This is a genomic window from Mycolicibacterium sp. CBM1, assembly GCF_054073305.1.
On record NZ_JBSXPP010000006.1, the window covers coordinates 17075 to 35493 of the forward strand.

General features: G+C 68.2%; 22 protein-coding genes. 9 read left to right on the plus strand and 13 right to left on the minus strand.

The features are described 5' to 3' along the window. Positions 1–2 precede the first annotated feature (2 nt). Together ACXDF8_RS09915 and ACXDF8_RS09920 are read right to left on the minus strand one after the other, a co-directional pair. Positions 3–689: a class III extradiol ring-cleavage dioxygenase family protein gene (locus ACXDF8_RS09915; protein WP_457223083.1), complete on the minus strand. Its 687-nt coding sequence runs from the start codon at positions 687–689 to the stop codon at positions 3–5. 20 nt (positions 690–709) lie between these two features. Beyond that, on the minus strand, positions 710–1657 hold the full coding sequence (locus tag ACXDF8_RS09920; protein ID WP_457223084.1) for a DMT family transporter: 948 nt from the start codon (positions 1655–1657) through the stop codon (positions 710–712). A 216-nt stretch (positions 1658–1873) separates the two neighbouring features. Between ACXDF8_RS09920 and ACXDF8_RS09925 the strand changes: the two genes are divergently transcribed. Beyond that, positions 1874–3199, plus strand: coding sequence for a DUF349 domain-containing protein (locus ACXDF8_RS09925; RefSeq protein ID WP_457223085.1), 1326 nt, complete (start codon positions 1874–1876; stop codon positions 3197–3199). A gap of 20 nt (positions 3200–3219) precedes the next feature. On the opposite strand, the gene ACXDF8_RS09930 is transcribed toward ACXDF8_RS09925, so the two are convergent. Beyond that, positions 3220–3837, minus strand: coding sequence for an Rv2732c family membrane protein (locus ACXDF8_RS09930; protein ID WP_457223086.1), 618 nt, complete (start codon positions 3835–3837; stop codon positions 3220–3222). Continuing rightward, positions 3825–5354 (minus strand): tRNA (N6-isopentenyl adenosine(37)-C2)-methylthiotransferase MiaB, encoded by a 1530-nt coding sequence (gene miaB, locus ACXDF8_RS09935; protein WP_457223087.1) that lies wholly within the window; start codon positions 5352–5354, stop codon positions 3825–3827. Before miaB ends, ACXDF8_RS09930 begins: the two co-directional genes overlap by 13 nt. Before the next feature lie 118 nt (positions 5355–5472). Between miaB and ACXDF8_RS09940 the strand changes: the two genes are divergently transcribed. From ACXDF8_RS09940 to ACXDF8_RS09960, 5 genes are read left to right on the plus strand one after another with little or no spacing between them, the layout of a single operon-like run. Further along, positions 5473–6201, plus strand: coding sequence for an amino acid ABC transporter ATP-binding protein (locus tag ACXDF8_RS09940; RefSeq protein ID WP_457223357.1), 729 nt, complete (start codon positions 5473–5475; stop codon positions 6199–6201). An 18-nt stretch (positions 6202–6219) separates the two neighbouring features. Continuing rightward, complete coding sequence (locus ACXDF8_RS09945; protein WP_457223088.1) at positions 6220–7044, plus strand: glutamate ABC transporter substrate-binding protein; 825 nt, start codon at positions 6220–6222, stop codon at positions 7042–7044. Between the two features lie 12 nt (positions 7045–7056). Further along, positions 7057–7737, plus strand: a complete 681-nt coding sequence (locus ACXDF8_RS09950; RefSeq protein WP_457223089.1) for an amino acid ABC transporter permease — start codon at positions 7057–7059, stop codon at positions 7735–7737. Positions 7738–7796: 59 nt separating this feature from the next. Beyond that, complete coding sequence (locus ACXDF8_RS09955; protein WP_457223358.1) at positions 7797–8600, plus strand: amino acid ABC transporter permease; 804 nt, start codon at positions 7797–7799, stop codon at positions 8598–8600. A 52-nt stretch (positions 8601–8652) separates the two neighbouring features. Beyond that, positions 8653–9954 carry a DUF1254 domain-containing protein gene (locus tag ACXDF8_RS09960; RefSeq protein WP_457223090.1) on the plus strand — a complete coding sequence of 434 codons (1302 nt, stop codon included), beginning with the start codon at positions 8653–8655 and terminating at the stop codon, positions 9952–9954. Between the two features lie 60 nt (positions 9955–10014). Here the strand turns inward: ACXDF8_RS09960 and recX are convergent, their stop codons facing one another. The 4 genes from recX to ACXDF8_RS09980 all read right to left on the minus strand — a co-directional run bounded on the left by recX (position 10015) and on the right by ACXDF8_RS09980 (position 13075). Further along, positions 10015–10545 (minus strand): recombination regulator RecX, encoded by a 531-nt coding sequence (gene recX, locus ACXDF8_RS09965; protein WP_457223091.1) that lies wholly within the window; start codon positions 10543–10545, stop codon positions 10015–10017. After that, positions 10502–11554, minus strand: a complete 1053-nt coding sequence (gene recA / locus ACXDF8_RS09970; RefSeq protein WP_457223092.1) for a recombinase RecA — start codon at positions 11552–11554, stop codon at positions 10502–10504. The genes recX and recA overlap by 44 nt, the downstream gene beginning before the upstream one ends. A gap of 144 nt (positions 11555–11698) precedes the next feature. Next, positions 11699–11893, minus strand: coding sequence for a DUF3046 domain-containing protein (locus tag ACXDF8_RS09975; RefSeq protein ID WP_457223093.1), 195 nt, complete (start codon positions 11891–11893; stop codon positions 11699–11701). 9 nt (positions 11894–11902) lie between these two features. Continuing rightward, entirely contained in the window at positions 11903–13075 is a 1173-nt protein-coding gene (locus ACXDF8_RS09980) for a glycosyltransferase (RefSeq protein ID WP_457223094.1), read from the minus strand. Between the two features lie 42 nt (positions 13076–13117). Here ACXDF8_RS09980 and ACXDF8_RS09985 point away from each other — a divergent pair, with 42 nt between their 5' ends. Continuing rightward, positions 13118–13558, plus strand: a complete 441-nt coding sequence (locus ACXDF8_RS09985; protein WP_457223095.1) for a limonene-1,2-epoxide hydrolase family protein — start codon at positions 13118–13120, stop codon at positions 13556–13558. 13 nt (positions 13559–13571) lie between these two features. On the opposite strand, the gene pspM is transcribed toward ACXDF8_RS09985, so the two are convergent. The 5 genes from pspM to pgsA all read right to left on the minus strand — a co-directional run bounded on the left by pspM (position 13572) and on the right by pgsA (position 16844). Next, positions 13572–14402, minus strand: a complete 831-nt coding sequence (gene pspM, locus ACXDF8_RS09990; protein ID WP_457223096.1) for a phage shock envelope stress response protein PspM — start codon at positions 14400–14402, stop codon at positions 13572–13574. 15 nt (positions 14403–14417) lie between these two features. Further along, a complete protein-coding gene (pspA, locus tag ACXDF8_RS09995; RefSeq protein WP_457223097.1) occupies positions 14418–15239 on the minus strand; it encodes a phage shock protein PspA in 822 nt (273 codons plus the stop codon). A 109-nt stretch (positions 15240–15348) separates the two neighbouring features. Beyond that, on the minus strand, positions 15349–15684 hold the full coding sequence (gene clgR, locus ACXDF8_RS10000; protein ID WP_457223098.1) for a transcriptional regulator ClgR: 336 nt from the start codon (positions 15682–15684) through the stop codon (positions 15349–15351). A gap of 88 nt (positions 15685–15772) precedes the next feature. Beyond that, entirely contained in the window at positions 15773–16261 is a 489-nt protein-coding gene (locus ACXDF8_RS10005; protein WP_457223099.1) for a CinA family protein, read from the minus strand. Beyond that, on the minus strand, positions 16239–16844 hold the full coding sequence (pgsA, locus tag ACXDF8_RS10010; protein ID WP_457223100.1) for a CDP-diacylglycerol--glycerol-3-phosphate 3-phosphatidyltransferase: 606 nt from the start codon (positions 16842–16844) through the stop codon (positions 16239–16241). The genes ACXDF8_RS10005 and pgsA overlap by 23 nt, the downstream gene beginning before the upstream one ends. Positions 16845–16899: 55 nt before the next feature. On the opposite strand from pgsA, the gene ACXDF8_RS10015 reads away from it, so the two are divergent. Continuing rightward, entirely contained in the window at positions 16900–17400 is a 501-nt protein-coding gene (locus ACXDF8_RS10015) for an amino-acid N-acetyltransferase (RefSeq protein ID WP_457223101.1), read from the plus strand. 61 nt (positions 17401–17461) lie between these two features. Then, on the plus strand, positions 17462–18367 hold the full coding sequence (locus ACXDF8_RS10020) for a type IV toxin-antitoxin system AbiEi family antitoxin (RefSeq protein ID WP_457223102.1): 906 nt from the start codon (positions 17462–17464) through the stop codon (positions 18365–18367). The last annotated feature ends 52 nt before the right edge of the window (positions 18368–18419 follow it).

Consider the following 18419-nt stretch of genomic DNA (forward strand, 5'->3'; position numbering starts at 1 on the left):
GGTCATGGGGTCCAGACACCCACGAAGTAGCCGACGCCGTAGGGGGCGCCGCGCAGCAGCTCGATGGCCGCACCCGGTCCGGGTTCGGCCAGTCCGGCGAGCACCCGGTAGGCCACCCGGCCCACGACGTCATCCGGCAACGCGGTCAGCGCGGCAGTGCGCCCGGACGCCAGCGCGTCGTCGAGGGTGTCCTGGCGTGGCTGCGCGGCGGGGTCGTACCCGCCAGGGGCTGCGGGGGTCAGCGTGTTGGCGCCGTCGGCGACCACCAGTACACCGACCGGGCCGTCGGCGGCATCGACCTCGGCGCGCAGTGCCCGGCCGCGATCCACGGCGGTGGCGGCATCGAGGTCGGCCCGGTGGACGCGGACCTCGGCGTGCGCGGCCGGATTGACCAGCCCCCGCAGCCAGCCGGTGAACAACGCGCACAGCGGCAGTGCGCTCACCTGCTGCTCGGCCGCCGCGGACAGCGTGACCGGGACGTCGACGCCGTATCCGGCGAAGGTGCCCCGGGCACCCGGCCCGATCACCGCGTCGTCGGGGCCGGCCCCGATCGCGATCCAGCGGTCGGGCAGTTCGGCGGCGGCGGCCATCGCGGCGGTACGGAATCCGGCGACCTCCGCCGCGGCGGTGCCGGCCAGCTCGGGCACCAGAACCGGCGCCGACGGGGTCAGGGCGATAGCGGTCAGCACGCCCCACACGGTAGTGGCCGTCAGCCGGGCACCGTGTCGGCGGCGGGCTGGGCGGTGACGGTCGCCTCGCCGCGGGCCAGCGCGGCCGTCGCGACCACCATCACCACCACCGCGGCGATGAGGACGAACCACCCGGTCTCCCCGGGTCGCAGTGTCTCGCCGAGCACGAAGATGCCCAGCACGGAGCCGACGATGGGCTCGGTGACCGTCATCGTCGGCAACGACGCGGCCATCGACCCAGCCCGAAAGGACGACTGCTGCCACGCGGTGGCGGCCACCGCCACCAGCGCCCAGGCGTAGAGCTCAGGGGTGCGCAGCAGCGCCCACAGGCCGTGGTCGATGCGGTCGACGACGCCCTTGGTGAGCACCGCAAACAGCCCCCACAGCGATCCGGCCACCAACGCGAGCAGCACGGCGGCGGCGGGCTTGCCCCGGTCGCTTCGCTCCTGCCCGCCCTGTCCAACTCCCCGGTCGCTTCGCTCCTGCCCGCCGGTCAGCACCCGCGCACCGACCACGCACAGCATCAGCGCCGGCCCCATGATCGCAGCCACCCAGATCCACAACTCGAACCCGGCCCGGGAATGGCCCTCGGTGGGATTGCCGACGGTGACGATGACGGCCACCGACACCGCCAGCAGCACCGCCCACATCCATTGCACCCGGCTGATCCGCCGGTGGGCGAAGTAGGCACTCATCGGCAGCGCGAACAACAGCGAGGTAACCAGCAGCGCCTGGACCAGCAGCACCGAGCCGAAACCGAGTGCCGCGGCCTGGAACCCGAACCCGGCACCGCCGACCAGGCTGCCCAGCCACCAGGTCTTGTCGCGCAGCAGCCGGGTGAACAGCTCCAGGTGGCCCACCGGTTCGTCGGTGACGTCGTGGGCCGACCGCTGCTGGATCACGTCACCGACGGCGATGAAGAATGCGGCGCACAATGCCAGCAGCGCAGCGATGTCCGCACGTGCCATGACCGGTCTCCTCCGCCCTCGAACTGGCCAGCCTGCCTGCCAATCGGTACCGCCTGCAACCTCAGACCGCCGAACCCGGCGGCGCAGCGGACCTCGACCTGGTTCAATACCAACGAGGACGGCCGCCTGCAACATGGCACCGTCGATCATGCAGTGGCGCCGCGTCGCGCGGCAGATGCGCGGATCAGCCGCGCGGAGGGTAGGTGAGGCGACTCCATGACCATCGATGAACCGAACGCCGGCGGCGCGCCGAGGCCGACTCCTCGACCGGGTCCGCCGCGGCCCGTTCCCAAACCCCATCCGCCAGCCGCGGTGGTGTCCGCGGCGCCATCGAGCGACCCGCACCGGTTCGGCCGGGTGGATGACGACGGCACCGTCTGGTTGATCACCTCGGCCGGCGAACGGTCCATCGGCTCATGGCAGGCCGGCGACTACGAGGCGGCCTACGCCCACTTCGGTCGCCGGTTCGAAGACCTGGCCACCGAGGTCACGTTGATGGAGACCCGGCTGGCGTCGGGCACCGGAGACGCCCGCAAGATCAAGGCGGCGGCTGCGACGTTGGCCGAAACCTTGCCCACCGCAAGCGTTCTGGGCGATCTCGATGCACTCGCCGAGCGGCTCGCCGCGATTCGCGATCACGCCGAGGAGACCGCCGCCGCCGACCGTGCGCGCCGCGAGGAGCAGCGCGCCGCGCAGACCGCACGCAAGGAGGCGCTGGCCGTCGAGGCGGAGGAACTGGCCGCCAACTCCACGCAGTGGAAGGCTGCCGGCGACCGGATGCGGGCCATCCTCGACGAGTGGCGCACGATCACCGGTCTGGACCGCAAGACCGACGACGCGCTGTGGAAGCGCTACTCGGCCGCCCGCGAGACGTTCAACCGTCGCCGCGGCTCACACTTCGCCGATCTGGATCGGGAACGCGCCGGCGCCCGGCAGGCCAAAGAGTCGCTCTGCGAGCGCGCCGAGGCGCTGTCGAATTCCACGGACTGGGCGGCGACGTCGGCGGCCTTCCGCGACCTGCTCACCGAGTGGAAGGCGGCGGGCCGGGCCGCCAAGGACGTCGACGACGCGTTGTGGCAGCGGTTCAAGTCGGCCCAGGACACGTTTTTCGCGGCGCGCAACGCCGTCAGCGCCGAACGCGACGCCGAGTTCAACGCCAACGCCGCCGCCAAGGAGGCGCTGCTGACCGAGGCCGAGAAGCTCGACACCGCCAACCTCGAGGCGGCCCGGGCGGCACTGCGGACGATCACCGACAAGTGGGACGCGATCGGCAAGGTTCCGCGCGAGCGGGCCCCGGAGCTGGAGCGCCGGCTGCGGGCGGTGGAGAAGAAGGTGCGCGACGCCGTCGACTCCGGACGCGTCGACCCCGAGGCACAGGCTCGGGCCGAACAGTTCCGGGCCCGCGCCGAGCAGTTCCAACGCCAGGCGGAGAAGGCCGAGGCCGCCGGGCGCACCAAAGACGCCGAACAGGCCAAGGCCAGCGCCGAGCAGTGGCGGCAGTGGGCGGACGCGGCGGCCGAAGCGTTGGGTAAGAAGCGCTAGCCCCCAACGGCGCCGAGAAGCTAGGGCGTCTCTTCGGTAGGTGGTCGCTGCGCGCCGCGTTCGCGGCGGTCCAGGTCTTCCAGCAGCGTGCGGGCCTGCCGCTCGGAGGCCTCCTGGCGGCGCTGCTGCTCGGCCGCGAGCTGAACTGCGGTTCGGGTCCACACCACCCGGGCCCAGTGGAACGTCAGCAGGATGACCGCGACCCAGCCGAGCAACAGGCCGATGCCCGGCCCGGGGTGGCCGTGCGTCGCGGTCTGGCGCGACCAGACCGCCAACAGGCCGATCGCGCTGGCCAGCGCGGAACCCGCCAGCGCGACCCAGGCCAGGGCCCAGCGGCGGGTCAGCAGCGCCAGCATCGAGAACCCGACACCGAAGACCAGGGCCAGCCAGCTGAAGACCCGCGACGGCAGGGCGATGCCGACGCTGAGCGCCTTGTCGTCGCCCATCAGGACGTCGACGCCACGGGCTCCGCCGGTGTGCGGCAGGATCAGCGAGACCAGCAGGATGAACACCAGGATCGCCACGACCATCGCCCGCGCACCGGGCTGGATCTCACCGGCGACCTTGCGCTCGGCGGCCTCGATCTCGGAGCGGTAGGCCTCGCTGCCGTCTTCGTCCAAGCGACTCATCGCGTACATCCCGTCGTCTCCTCGATGGAGGGGCGCCCTACCGGCGGCAACCCCAGCCCGACCGTACGGGGGCGTTGCCCGGCGGCATGGGCGTCACCGGCGCGGGTGCGGCGGTAGCTCAGCAACGGCGCGTCGGCGATCAGATGGTGCGGGGCGGCGCCGGTCACGGTGGTGGTGACGATGTCGCCGGGACGTACCTCGGTGTCCCCGGGCGTGAAGTGCACCAGACGGCCGTCGCGTGCGCGTCCGCTCATCCGGGCCGTGGCCGCGTCCTTGCGGCCCTCACCGGTGGCCACCAACAGTTCGACCTGGGCGCCGATCTGGGCGGTGTTCTCCTCGAAGGAGATCTGCTCCTGCAGTTCGATCAGCCGTTGATACCGTTCCTGCACAACGGCTTTGGGCAGTTGCCCGTCGAGTTCGGCGGCGGGGGTGCCGGGGCGTTTGGAGTACTGGAAGGTGAACGCGGCGCTGAACCGGGACTGGCGCACCACGTCGAGGGTGGCGGCGAAGTCCTCTTCGGTCTCGCCGGGGAAGCCCACGATGATGTCGGTGGTGATCGCGGCGTGCGGCATGGCGGCGCGGACCCGGTCGATGATGCCCAGGTACTTCTCGGCGCGGTAGGACCGGCGCATCGCCTTGAGCATGCGGTCGGAGCCGGACTGCAGCGGCATGTGCAGCGCCGGGCAGACGTTCGGCGTCTGGGCCATCGCCGCGATGACGTCGTCGGTGAACTCCGCCGGATGCGGCGAGGTGAAGCGGACCCGCTCCAGACCGTCGATGTCCCCACAGCTGCGCAGCAGGGCGGCGAACGCGCCGCGATCGCGCGGCGTTCCCGCGTCGGCAGCGAAGGACACCCCGTAGGCGTTGACGTTCTGGCCCAGCAGGGTGATCTCCAGAACACCCTGCTCGACCAGGGAGCGCACCTCGGCGAGGATGTCGTCGGGGCGGCGGTCCACCTCTTTGCCGCGCAGCGACGGGACGATGCAGAACGTGCAGGTGTTGTTACACCCGACCGAGATGGAAACCCATGCCGCATAAGCAGATTCGCGAGCAGCCGGCAGGGTCGAGGGGAATTCCCGCAGCGACTCTTCGATCTCGACCTGGGCCTGCCGGTTGTGGCGGGCCCGCTCCAGCAAGGTGGGCAGCGAACCGATGTTGTGGGTGCCGAACACCACGTCGACCCAGGGCGCCTTGGTCAGCAGGCTCTCGCGGTCCTTCTGGGCCAGGCAGCCGCCGACCGCGATCTGCATGTCGGGATCGGCCTGCTTACGCGGGGCCAGATGGCTGATGTTGCCGTACAGCTTGTTGTCGGCGTTCTCCCGCACCGCGCAGGTGTTGAAGACGACGACATCGGCGTCGGCGCCCTCGGGAGCCCGCCGGTAGCCGGCCGCCTCCAGCAACCCGGCCAGCCGCTCGGAATCGTGGACGTTCATCTGGCAGCCGTAGGTACGGACCTGATAGGTGCGCCCGGCCGCCGAGTCGGGCGTCTCGCCCGCCGGCTGGTCGTGGGTCAGCACCGATGTCACAGCCTCATCGTACGGAGCCGATCGGGTGCTGGAGAAATCGCCGGATCCACCAACGCTGCGCAAACTGAGGGTTACCTGGGTATGGTCTGAACGCATGGGACGCAGCGGCGAGGAGCCGATGATCTCGATCAAGGGCGTCAATAAGCACTTCGGCGACCTGCACGTGCTCAAGGACATCAATCTCGAGGTCGACCGTGGGCAGGTGGTCGTGGTGCTCGGGCCGTCCGGCTCGGGCAAGTCGACCTTGTGCCGCACCATCAATCGGCTGGAGAGCGTGGATTCCGGCACGATCTCGATCGACGGCCAGCAATTGCCTTCGGAGGGACGAAAACTCGCGCAACTACGTTCAGATGTCGGCATGGTGTTCCAGTCGTTCAATCTCTTCGCGCACAAGACGATCGTCGAGAACGTGATGCTGGCGCCGATGAAGGTGCGCAAACTCGGCAAGGACAAGGCACGCGAAAGCGCCATGGCGCTCCTCGAGCGTGTCGGGGTGGCCAACCAGGCCGACAAGTACCCCGCGCAGCTCTCCGGCGGTCAGCAGCAGCGGGTCGCCATAGCCCGTTCGCTGGCGATGAAGCCGAAGGTGATGTTGTTCGACGAACCGACCAGCGCCCTGGACCCGGAGATGATCAACGAGGTGCTGGATGTCATGACCTCGCTGGCCTCCGAGGGCATGACGATGCTGGTGGTCACCCATGAGATGGGCTTCGCCCGCCGGGCCGCCGACCGGGTGGTGTTCATGGCCGACGGGGCGATCGTCGAGGACGCCACGCCCGCCGAGTTCTTCGACAACCCGCGCTCGGACCGCGCCAAAGACTTCCTCGGCAAGATCCTCAACCATTAAGGCGAAAGGAACACCCGCATGCCTTTTCTCTCCCGGCTCTCCTGGCGACATGTCGGCGTCGCACTGCTGGCCGTCGCGCTGCCGCTGTCGGCCACCGCGTGCGGTGGCGGTGGCAGTAGCGGCGACAAGCTGGTCATCGGCACGAAATTCGACCAGCCGGGCCTGGGCCTGAAGAACCCCGACGGCACGATGAGCGGCTTCGACGTCGACGTGGCCAAGTACGTCGCCAAGGAACTCGGCTACCCCGAGGACAAGATCGAGTGGAAGGAATCGCCGTCCGGGCAGCGTGAGACCCTGATCCAGAACGATCAGGTGAAGTACATCGTCGCCACCTACTCGATCACCGACTCCCGCAAGGAGAAGGTCAGCTTCGCCGGGCCGTACCTGGTCACCGGGCAGAGCCTGCTGGTGCGGGCCGACAACACCGACATCACCGGCGCCGATTCGCTGCAGAACAACAAGAAGCTGTGCTCGGTGAGCGGGTCGACGCCGGCACAGCGGATCAAGGACAAATACCCCGGCGTGCAGCTGCAGCAATACGACACCTACTCGGCGTGCGTCGAGGCACTCAAGAACGGGGCGATCGACGCGGTGACCACCGACGAGGTCATCCTGGCCGGCTACGCCGCCCAGACCCCCGGCGCGTTCAAGATCGTCGGGCAGCCGTTCTCCGAGGAGAACTACGGCATCGGGCTGAAGAAGGGTGACACCGAATTGTGCACCAAGATCTCCGATGCCCTGAAGAAGATGGAGTCCGACGGCTCCTGGAAGGCCGCGTTCGACAAGAACCTGGGTCCGGCCGGGATTACCGCTCCCGCGCCGCCCGCGCTCGACGGCTGCTGAGGCCACCGCGACGTGGGGGTGTTCGGCGAGTATCGCGGCCAGATCTTCGAGGCGTTCTGGACGACAGTGCAGCTCACGGTGTTCTCCGCGGTCGGGGCGTTGATACTCGGCACGGTGCTGGCCGCGATGCGGCTGGCACCGGTGCCGATGCTCAACTGGATCGGCACCACCTACGTCAACGTGGTGCGCAATACCCCGCTGACGCTGATCATCCTGTTCTGCTCGTTCGGGCTGGCGCAGACCCTGGGCATCACACTGGTCGACCCGACGTCGCCCACCTCCATCGAGGACAGCAACTTTCGGCTGGCGGTGCTCGGATTGACGGTGTACACCGCCTCGTTCGTGTGTGAGACGGTGCGCGCGGGAGTGAACACCGTACCGCTGGGGCAGGCCGAGGCAGCCCGATCGCTGGGGTTCACCTTCAGCCAAAATCTGCGAATCGTGTTGCTGCCGCAGGCGTTCCGGTCGGTGATCATCCCGTTGGGTTCGGTGCTGATCGCGCTGACCAAGAACACGACGATCGCCTCGGCGATCGGGGTGGCCGAGGCGGCGCTGTTGATGAAGGCGATGATCGAGAACACCGCAGCGCTGATCACGGTGGGCACCATCTTCGCGCTGGGTTTCGTGATCCTGACCCTGCCGCTGGGACTGTTGTTCGGCTGGCTGGGTAAACGACTGGCGGTGGCGCGATAGTGAGTACAGCCACGATTCTGTTCGACGCGCCCGGCCCGCGGGCGCGGATCCGCAATCGGATGATCTCGGCGGCGACGGTCGTGGTGGTCGCCCTGGCGGCCTGGCTGGTGATCACGAAGCTGGCCGCCAAGGGTCAGTTGACGGCGGCCAAGTGGGAGCCATTCCTCACCGCGAACCTCTGGAAAACCTATGTGCTGCCCGGCATTCAGGGCACGCTGACTGCGGCGGCATTGTCGATCGTGTTCGCGCTGATCCTAGGACTTCTGCTCGGGGTGGGCCGGCTGTCGCAGGTCGGGTTGATCCGCTGGCCGTGCGCGGTCTTTGTCGAGTTCTTCCGCGCCGTGCCCGTGCTGATCATGATGATCTTCGCGTACTTCCTCTTCGCGCTGTACGACGTCTTTCCATCCAAGAACCTGGCGCTGGCCGGTGTGGTGACCGGGCTGACGCTGTACAACGGCGCGGTGATCGCCGAGATCGTCCGCGCCGGGGTGGCCTCGTTGCCGCGGGGCCAGAGCGAGGCCGCGGCCGCGCTCGGGCTGCGGTCGGGGCAGACCATGCGGTCGATCCTGTTGCCGCAAGCGATCACGTCGATGCTGCCGGTGCTCGTCTCCCAGCTCGTCGTGGTGCTCAAGGACACCGCGATCGGCTATCAGATCACCTTCGTGGAAATGGTGCGCCAAGGCACGGTGGTCGGTTCGTCCTACGGCAACTACGTCCCGGCGCTCATCGTCATCGCAGCGTTGATGATCAGCGCGAACTTCGCGTTGTCGGTGGCGGCGACGCGCCTGGAGCGCCGGCTGCGCCGGTCCAAGCAGGGGGCCTCTCCGCTGCACGAGCGGGCCGAACTCGAGCCGGGCGACTAGCCCTCGGCCGGGTAGCGTTGACCGATCATTGACGTCGAGGTGAGGACTCCCGATGGGGACGTTGTCGTGCGACCTACGCACACTGGCCTACGAGGCCTATGTCTACTTCTATCCGTTGGTGACCATGGACGTCACTCGGCGACAGACGATCAATCGCAGCGGCCCTGGCACGGGGCCACCCAATCAGTTCCACCACGTTCGGCAGTACCCCGACGCCGAGTTCCGCTCGGTGGTCCGGCCGAACTTCGACACGTTGTACTCCTCGGCGTGGCTCGACCTCACGCACGGCCCGGTGCTCCTGGACATTCCGGACACCGACGATCGCTACTTCATGCTGCCGATGATCGACATGTGGACCGATGTGTTCGCCAATCCCGGCAAGCGGACATCGGGCACCGGCGCGCAGCGGTACGTGATTGCCGGTCCGGGCCCGACTGGAGCGCTGCCGCCGGGCGTGCCGCTGATCACGGCGCCGACCCCCCACGTGTGGATCATCGGACGCACGCAGACCAACGGTCCGGCTGATTACGGCGCGGTGCACATGGTGCAGGACGGCTACCGGCTCACCCCACTGGTGACGCCGTCCACCCCCTTCGTCAAAGACGACGAGTATGACGTCGCCACCGAGCCGGTGCGCGTGGTCAACGGGATGGGCACCGTCGACTACCTCAGCTATGCGGTCGAGCTGCTGGCGACCAATCCCCCACACCCGACCGACTTCTCGATCCTCGCGCGGTTGGCGAACCTGGGTATCACCCCAGGAGAACCCTTTGACGCCCAACGATTTTCCGACGATGAACTCGCGCAGATAGAGGCCGGCAAGCAGGACGCGCTGACGGCCATCAGCTCGGGTCTACCCACCCTGGGCAACATCGTCGATGGCTGGATGGGCCTGACCGAGGGCATGGGCGTGTACGGCAACTCCTATCTGCGGCGAGCGATCGTCACGCTGATTGGCCTCGGCGCCAACCCCGGCGAGGACGCCATCTACCCCATGCTCATCACCGACGCCGACGGCGCGCCCCTGGCGGGCGAGAACGACTACGTCATTCACTTCGACGCCGACAAGCTGCCGCCGGTGGACGCGTTCTGGTCGGTGACCATGTACGACGCCGAGGGCTATCAGGTGGCCAACGAGATCAACCGCTTTGCGATAGGGGACCGAGATCCCCTGCAGTACAACGGGGATGGTTCGGTGGACCTGTACCTGCAACACACCGACCCAGGCCCCGATAGGCACGCCAACTGGCTGCCCACGCCCCTTGGACCACTAGGGGTCACAATGCGGCTCTACGCGCCGCGGCGTGCGGCCATCGACGGAACCTGGCATCCGCCGGCCGTCCGGAAAGCGTGAACGTGGTCCACCGGCGTGACGTTCTGCGACAGCCCGCAGAAGTGGTCGAAGTGCCCCGGCTCAGACCCGCCGACGCTCCCGCTCCGCCGCCAACCCCTCGGTAACCACAGCGGCTGCCATGCTCTGGTGGTAGCCGCGCCGGGCCAACATGCCGACCAGCCTTCGCATCACCTTGGTGTCGTCGGCGTCGGCCAGCGCCTCGCGGCGCAGCTTCTGCTCGACCAGCTGCTCGGCGCGTTCCCGCTCGGCGGCGGCGTCGATGCCGTCGAGCGCCTCTGCGATCACGTCGTCGTCGACACCCTTGTTCCGCAGCTCAGCCGCCAAGGCGCGCTTGCCTTTTCCAGCCCTGGCCCGCCGCGACCGCACCCACTGTTCGGCGAAGTCGGCGTCATCGATCAGACCGACGGTGGCCAGCCGATCGAGCACCGCCGCGATCACCGACTCCGGGTAGCCACGCTTGTCTAGCTGCCCGGCCAGCTCGGATCGAGTCCGCGACCGCACGGTGAGCAGGCGCAGGCACGCCGCATGCGCCTGCTCTTCGCGCGTCTCAGAAGTCGACTGGGGCGGGCAGAACGTCATTGATGAGTTCATCGGTCACCACCGCACCGATCCCGAGCTTCTCCTTGATCTTCTTCTCGATCTCGTTGGCCACATCGGGGTTCTCGATCAAGAAGTTGCGGGCGTTCTCCTTGCCCTGCCCGAGCTGCTCGCCCTCGTAGGTGAACCACGAGCCGGACTTGCGGATGAAGCCCTGCTCGACGCCCATATCGATGAGCGAGCCCTCGCGGCTGATGCCCTTGCCGTAGAGGATGTCGAATTCGGCCTGCTTGAACGGCGGCGACACCTTGTTCTTGACCACCTTGCAGCGGGTGCGGTTACCCACCGCGTCGGTGCCGTCCTTGAGCGTCTCGATCCGCCGCACATCCAGGCGCACCGAGGCGTAGAACTTCAATGCCTTACCGCCCGTTGTCGTCTCGGGCGAGCCGAACATCACGCCGATCTTCTCGCGCAGCTGGTTGATGAAGATGGCCGTGGTACCCGAGTTGTTCAACGCGCCGGTGATCTTGCGCAAGGCTTGGCTCATCAACCGGGCCTGCAGGCCGACGTGGCTGTCGCCCATCTCGCCCTCGATCTCCGCACGCGGCACCAGAGCGGCCACCGAGTCGATGACGATGATGTCGATGGCTCCCGAGCGGATCAGCATGTCGGCGATCTCGAGTGCCTGCTCACCGGTGTCGGGCTGGCTGACCAGCAGCGCATCGGTGTCCACACCCAGCTTCTTGGCGTAATCCGGGTCCAGTGCATGCTCGGCGTCGATGAACGCCGCGATGCCGCCGGCGGCCTGGGCGTTGGCCACCGCGTGCAGGGCGACGGTGGTCTTGCCCGAGGACTCCGGGCCGTAGATCTCGATGATGCGGCCGCGCGGCAGCCCGCCGATGCCGAGCGCGACATCCAGGGCGATGGATCCGGTCGGGATGACCGAGATGGGCTGGCGAACCTCGTCACCGAGGCGCATCACCGAGCCTTTGCCGTGGTTCTTCTCGATTTGCGCGAGCGCCAGCTCGAGGGCCTTCTCGCGATCAGGTGCCTGCGGAGCCATGGTGATACCTCTTCCGGTAGTCGTTGTTGACCGGTTCTCGGTCGGTTAGCCGTGACGCTAGGGCAAGGCTCCGACAAAACGGACGAACGTCGACCACAATAACGAACATGTGTTCGATGACAAGCAGGCGCGCCGTGCGTGTCGCTACCACTGGTCGCGGGGCACGTCGAAGTCCGCACACAGCGCCCGCCACACGTCGCGGGGCTCCATGCCGTCTTCGATGGCCTGCGCGGCGGTGCGCCCACCCAGCTGGGACAGCACATGGTCCACCAGCAGCGAAGCACCACGAACCGCGCCGAACTGCGCCTGGACCAGCTCGTTGAATTCCGTCAGCCGCACGCCACCAACCTACCGAGCCGACCGCACCGCTTCATGGCACACCTGTACCGGATCGTCGACGGCGCGAATGCTGTCCCCCGCACGCCGGGCGGCCTGCCGGTAGGCCGGCGAGGCAAGCACCTCGGCCACCCCGGCGACCAGGACGTCGGCGCTGAGCGGCCGGACCAGCCGCGCACTGCCCTGTCGGACAACACGATTCGCCAGTTCCCACTGGTCTCCGCCGCCCGGGATGACCACCATGGGCACCCCGGCAAGCAGGGTCTTGGACAGCATCCCGTGACCGCCCCCGCAGATCACCAGGCCGGCGTGGGACAGCAGTTCGTCCTGGCGGCCGAGCCCCACCCTCGCCCACGGCGGCACGTCGAGTTCGGCGCCGCCGAGCCGAGAGATCACCAGCCGCGCCCCGGCCGGCAGCGTGTCACCGGGCACCAGATGTTCCAGCGCCAGCTCGGTCACGCCGACGGCACCGGTGCTGGCCGTCGACGGCGCCACCACGATCAGCGGCCCGTCCCCCGGCGGGATCGCCAGCACATCGGCGGTCGGCTCGAAGTGCAACGGGCCGACGACCACCGCCTCGGCGGGCCAGTCGGGTCGCGGCACCTCCAACGCGGGCAGGGTAGCGATCAACCGGCGCAGCGGGCCGGGATCGGGTCCCGGCAGGCCGATCTGTACCCGTGCCGCGGCGCGCTGGCGTTGGCCCAGTTTCCAGGACCGCGCCGTCAAGGCCCTCATGACGGTGTCCCTCAGCCGTCCGCGCAGGCCGGTGCCGGGCGCCAGCCCACTGCCAATCGGCGGCAGGCCTCTCGAGGGCAGGTAGAGCGGATGGGGATCCAGCTCGATCCAGGGGATTCCCAACAGCTCGGCCGCCATGCCGCCGCACGCGGTGATCACGTCGGAGACAACCAGATCCGGTGCGAGTTCGCGCAGTACCGGCACGTTGAGTACGGCCATTCGCGCGGCCCGGTGATGGATCTTGGCACCGGCGTCGGAGTCGTCGTCGGCCTCGGTCACATCCAGGCCGAGCAGTTCGGCCGCCACCACCCCCGCCGCGCGGGCGCTGTCGAGCCATTCGGTGCCGGTGAGCAGCACCGGGTCGTCACCGGCGGCGGCGAATCGCAGGCACAGCGCGATCGCCGGGAACGCATGACCCGGATCGGGGCCGGCCACCACCGCGACGCGCATCGACCTACCCTGTCACAGCCACCGACGCCTACTCTGGCGGATATGACCGAGCAGACCACCAATGTGAGCTCCGACATCGACAACGCGCACACCGTCGAGGTCTTCCTGTCCGCCCTGCAGGCCGAAGACCTCAGCACCGCCGACGCCCAACTCGACGACCAGCTGGTCTACCAGAACGTCGGCTTCCCCACCATCCACGGCCGCGCCCGCACCATGAAGCTGTTCCGCAGAATGCAGGGCAAGGGCCGCTTCGAGGTGAAGGTCCATCGCATCGCGGTCAACGATGCAGTGGTCATGACCGAGCGCACCGACGTGCTGATCGTCGGCCCAGTCCGGCTGAAGTTCTGGGTGTGCGGTGTCTTCGAGGTACACAACGGCCGAATCACGCTGTGGCGCGACTACTTCGACATGTTCGACTTCTCCAAGGCCATCGTCCGCGGCATCCTGGGAGCGGTCGTCCCGGGGCTGCGTCCGACGCTGTGAAATCGGTGGGTATTTAGGCCCTCCGCAACTGGCCGAGTTCGTCGAATGCCTGCGCCCACCCGGTGAGCCGGTCGGTGGCGTCGACGAGTTCGTTGCGGTAGCGCTGCGCCGACATCGGTGAGCTCGACATCGATCCGGTGTTGGCCGCCGACACCAGTCGCGCTGCGGCGGTGACCATTTCGTTGTATTGCCGGACGCCATGGTTGAGCTGTGCGGTGAAGGCGTTAATGGTCGGGGCGAGATAGGACTGCGAGTTCGGCGTTTCGACCGCCGCCCGCTCCATCGAGACCACCTCACCCGCGGTGGCTGCCATGGTGGCCGCCGTCCGGTTGGCGGCCTCGGTCAGCTCGCGGATCTCCTCCGGCGGCAACATGTTCCCGCGCGCCATCACTCCGAGCAGCGAGTGCAGCCCCCGCTCCGATGCACCCAGCGCCGACATCGACGGCCGGGCCGCCGACCCGTGCGGCGGGAGCCGCCGGCCGCTGACCTGGCGCGCCGGCGGCAGCGGCTCGGCCCGCAGCCAGCGGTAGCGCAACAGCAGCAGCGTCGCCGGTGCGGCGGCACCCGCGGCGATCACACCGGTGATGATCAGCCCCCACACCGGAATACTCCAGGTGGCGAGCAAACCGGTGACCGCCACCCAGAACACCGACGCGAAGGCGAAGAACAGGCCCAGCCGCAACGCCCAGCGCCGCTTGCGCAGCAGCCTGGCTCGCGGATCGGCGGCCGCGCTGAGCTTCTGGGCGGCCACGTCGGCGTACTCGCTGACGGTGTCCACACTGCGCTGCAGGGCCGAACGCCACTGCCGCGAGACGAATCCCGGCTTGTCCGGTTTCACCGTCATCGATACGTTCGCCTCCTAGTGCCCGAGGGGCTTCTCGGGCTCGGGGGTGACGGCCGGAGCCGCCGGGGTGGCCGGAGCAGCAGAGACCTCGGTAGCGCCGCCGGCAGGCAGCGCGTCGCCCCGCATCGAGGCACGGATCTGCTCGAGGCGGGAATGACCGGCCATCTGCACGCTGGCCTGCTGGACTTCGAGCATCCGGCCCTGAACGGAGTTCTGGGCCAGCTCCGCCGCACCCATCGCGTTGGCGTAGCGGCGCTCGATCTTGTCGCGCACCTCGTCGAGGCTGGGGGTGTTACCGGGGGCGGCGATATCGCTCATCGAGCGCAGCGAGGCACTGACCTGCTCCTGCATCTTCGCCTGCTCGAGCTGGCTGAGCAGCTTGGTGCGCTCGGCGATCCGCTGCTGCAGCACCATGGCGTTCTGTTCGACCGCCTTCTTGGCCTGCCCCGCCGCCTGCAGCGCCTGGTCGTGCAGACCCTTGAGGTCTTCGACGCTCTGCTCGGCGGTGACCAGCTGCGCGGCAAACGCCTCGGCGGCGTTGTTGTACTCGGTGGCCTTGGCGGCATCCCCGGAGGCCACCGCCTGATCGGCCAACGTCAGCGCCTGACGCACATTGACCTGCAACTTCTCGATGTCGGCGAGCTGGCGGTTGAGCCGCATCTCCAACTGGCGCTGGTTTCCGATGACCTGTGCGGCCTGCTGGGTCAGCGCCTGGTGCTGGCGCTGCGCCTCCTCGATCGCCTGCTGGATCTGCACCTTGGGATCGGCGTACTCGTCGACCTTGGAGCTGAACAGCGCCATCAGGTACTTCCACGCCTTGGTGAACGGATTGGCCATCAGTGGAGCCGCCTTCGTGTCGAGTGCCGCAATTTGGTCGTTGGGGCCCAATTTATCGGTTCACGATGTCCGGCCACAGCCTTGTGGACATGTCGGCCGGTCGACGAGGTCAGGCCACCGCCATGGTGACCGCATGCGGGATGACGACTTTGGTGGAGACATCGATGGGAGTGTCCCCGCTTGGGACCGCGGTCAACGGAGCGGTCCGCTCGTGATCGGCCATCTTCTCGCCGGCGTCGGTCAGCACCCGGGACAGCGGCACCTCGAGTGCGGTGCAGATGGCACTGAGCAACTCACTGGAAGCCTCTTTGCGGCCACGCTCGACCTCGGAGAGATAGCCGAGGCTCACGCGCGCCGAATCGGACACCTCCCGAAGGGTACGTCCCTGCGAGGTGCGGGCGTCGCGCAGCACATCGCCGATCACTTCCCGCAGCAGTACCGCCATCGGGGGCCTCCTCTACTAGTCGCAACCACCTTGTGCAACGCCGACGAAGCCCCGTTTGGTTCCCGCGATCCCCAGACAGGTCAAGCAGTCAAACCCGCGCGGCCAGAGCCCGCACGCGCACGACAGCCTCGCGGACGGCTGCCAGCCGGATGTCCCAGCGCGAGCCGGCGAGGTGCAGTTCGGCCACCTCGGTCCCGCCCGGGCCGGCCAGCCCCAGGAATACCGTCCCCACCGGGTGCCCACCGTGCGGTTCGGGCCCGGCCACCCCGGTCAACCCCACTCCCCAGGTGGCCGCACATCGACTGCGTGCCCCCTCGGCCAGCGCCGCCGCCGTCTCAGCAGCCACCGGGCCGACGCCGTCGAGCACCTCGGGTGCGACGCCGGCCAGGGTGATCTTGGTCTCGACGGTGTAGGTGATCAGGCCGCCTCGCAGGACGGCGCTCGCGCCCGGCACGCCGGCCAGCGTCGCCGCCAGCAGTCCGGCGGTCAGCGACTCGGCGGTCGCGACGGTGTGACCGCGTCCGGCCAGCTGCGCGACCAATGCCCGCGCGGCATCATCGACCAGCGGATCGTCCACGGGAGTCCTTGACCGCCGACACCACGTAGTCGAGCCCGGTGAGCACCGTCAGCACGATCGCGGCCCACATGATCACCCAGGCCACCGTGAGCCAGGCACTAGGCCAGCCGTGCAACGGAAGCACGAACAACCCGATCGCCACCGCTTGCACCAGCGTCTTGACCTTGCCGCCGCGGCTGGCGGGAATCACCCCGCGGCGCAGCACCGCAAACCGCAAGACGGTGATACCGAGCTCGCGGACCAAGATCACCACGGTGACCCACCACGGCAGGTCACCGAGCATCGACAGGCCGATCAACGCGGCCCCGATGAGCATCTTGTCGGCGATCGGGTCGGCGAGCTTGCCGAACTCGGTGACCATCCCGTAAGTGCGGGCCAGCGAGCCGTCGAGCCGATCGGTGAGCACCGCGACCGTGAAGATGATGAATGCCGTTATCCGGCTTGCGGTTTCGTGGCCGTCGCCGGCGAAAAGGAAGAATAGGAAGATGGGGACGAGGACCAGCCGGATCCCGGTCAGCAGATTGGCAACGTTGGCCACCCGCACACGCGGGACCACCGGACCAGTTTGGGGTTGTCCCGACACGGACAACAGAATATCGGTTGGCAGCCCGGCGCCTCGCGCCCGATACTCTGCACCCGTGACCCCTGCCGTCGTCGTCCGCCGAGCCCGCACCTCGGATGTCCCCGACATCAAGCGTTTGGTGGACACCTACGCCGGGCGCATCCTGCTGGAGAAGAACCTGGTCACGCTGTATGAGTCGGTCCAGGAGTTCTGGGTTGCCGACTTCGGCGGCGAGGTGGTGGGCTGCGGGGCGCTGCACGTGCTGTGGGCGGATCTGGGTGAGGTTCGCACTGTCGCCGTCGACCCCAAGGTCAAGGGCCGCGGGATCGGACACGCCATCGTCGACCAGCTCTTGACCGTCGCCCGCGAGCTGCAGCTCGAGCGGCTGTTCGTGCTGACCTTCGAGACCGAGTTCTTCGCCCGGCACGGCTTCACCGAGATCGAGGGCACCCCGGTGACCGCCGAGGTCTACGAGGAGATGTGCCGCTCGTATGACATCGGTGTCGCGGAGTTCCTCGACCTGTCCTACGTCAAGCCCAATATCCTCGGCAACACCCGGATGCTGCTGATCCTCTGACCGCCGATTGAGCGCTCACGTGTCACTCTTGGGCCGCACATGAGACGTAACTGCTCACTCAATGACGCTGTGGATAGCCGTCAACGGGTACCCGAGTCGGCTGGCAGCGTTGGGCAGCGTGACGCGGGTGTTCGTCGGCAGCGAGGCATTGGCATCTGGACGGGTCAACCGTTATCAGCTCACACACACCCATCAGCGGGTCTTCCCCGATGTCTACGCGCCGCACGGAGCCCTGACGCTTCTGGACCGCACCGAAGCGGCGTGGCTGTGGTCGCGGCGGCAAGCGACGGTCACCGGCCGTGCGGCAGCGGCTCTGCATGGAGCGCGATGGGTCGATGCTGACATTCCGATCGAACTCAACTTCAGCAACAATCGCTGTCCACGCGGGATCATCACTCGCCGCGAAACACTGCCGCCCTGCGAACTCACTTCGCGCAGTGGCCTACCCGTCACGACGATCACCCGAACGGCATTCGATCTGGCCCGACGGGGCACCGGCCGCCGCGGGATCGCGGACCTGGACGCGCTGGCCAACGCAACCCGATTCCGGGACAGCGACGTCCTCGAGATCGCCCACGCGCACCCGCATCTGCGAGGTGTCCGGCGACTGCCCGCCATGCTCAACGCCGTCGACGCCGGCGCGCAGTCACCGCAGGAAACATACCTGCGGCTCACTCTGATCAACGCCGGCTTCCCGCGGCCCGCAACACAGATCCCGGTCGTGCGACCATGCGGCCGCCGGTACTTTCTTGACATGGGGTGGCCCGAGATCAAGGTGGCTGTCGAGTACGACGGTGAACATCACCGGACCAGCCGGACCGCCTACACCATCGACGTGGAGCGACAGGACTACCTGATCTCGACGGGCTGGATCCTGGTGCGTGTACTCGCCGACCACCGCCGTGCCGACGTCATCAGCCGCGTGCAGCGCGCGCGGAACACCCGGTCGGGCAGAGCCGCGAGTTGATTGAGCGCTCACGTGTCATTCCCGCCCGCGGTGTGCGGCGTGAGCGCTCAAT

Bases quoted from the DNA above. Each gene is read 5' to 3' on its own strand.
- ACXDF8_RS09920 (WP_457223084.1), bottom strand. From the start codon at position 1,657: ATGGCACGTGCGGACATCGCTGCGCTGCTGGCATTGTGCGCCGCATTC.
- ACXDF8_RS09925 (WP_457223085.1), top strand. From the start codon at position 1,874: ATGACCATCGATGAACCGAACGCCGGCGGCGCGCCGAGGCCGACTCCT.
- ACXDF8_RS09930 (WP_457223086.1), bottom strand. From the start codon at position 3,837: ATGTACGCGATGAGTCGCTTGGACGAAGACGGCAGCGAGGCCTACCGC.
- ACXDF8_RS09940 (WP_457223357.1), top strand. From the start codon at position 5,473: ATGATCTCGATCAAGGGCGTCAATAAGCACTTCGGCGACCTGCACGTG.
- ACXDF8_RS09945 (WP_457223088.1), top strand. From the start codon at position 6,220: ATGCCTTTTCTCTCCCGGCTCTCCTGGCGACATGTCGGCGTCGCACTG.
- ACXDF8_RS09955 (WP_457223358.1), top strand. From the start codon at position 7,797: ATGATCTCGGCGGCGACGGTCGTGGTGGTCGCCCTGGCGGCCTGGCTG.
- ACXDF8_RS09960 (WP_457223090.1), top strand. From the start codon at position 8,653: ATGGGGACGTTGTCGTGCGACCTACGCACACTGGCCTACGAGGCCTAT.
- recX (WP_457223091.1), bottom strand. From the start codon at position 10,545: ATGAACTCATCAATGACGTTCTGCCCGCCCCAGTCGACTTCTGAGACG.
- recA (WP_457223092.1), bottom strand. From the start codon at position 11,554: ATGGCTCCGCAGGCACCTGATCGCGAGAAGGCCCTCGAGCTGGCGCTC.
- ACXDF8_RS09980 (WP_457223094.1), bottom strand. From the start codon at position 13,075: ATGCGCGTCGCGGTGGTGGCCGGCCCCGATCCGGGTCATGCGTTCCCG.
- ACXDF8_RS09985 (WP_457223095.1), top strand. From the start codon at position 13,118: ATGACCGAGCAGACCACCAATGTGAGCTCCGACATCGACAACGCGCAC.
- pspM (WP_457223096.1), bottom strand. From the start codon at position 14,402: ATGACGGTGAAACCGGACAAGCCGGGATTCGTCTCGCGGCAGTGGCGT.
- pspA (WP_457223097.1), bottom strand. From the start codon at position 15,239: ATGGCCAATCCGTTCACCAAGGCGTGGAAGTACCTGATGGCGCTGTTC.
- clgR (WP_457223098.1), bottom strand. From the start codon at position 15,684: ATGGCGGTACTGCTGCGGGAAGTGATCGGCGATGTGCTGCGCGACGCC.
- ACXDF8_RS10020 (WP_457223102.1), top strand. From the start codon at position 17,462: ATGACGCTGTGGATAGCCGTCAACGGGTACCCGAGTCGGCTGGCAGCG.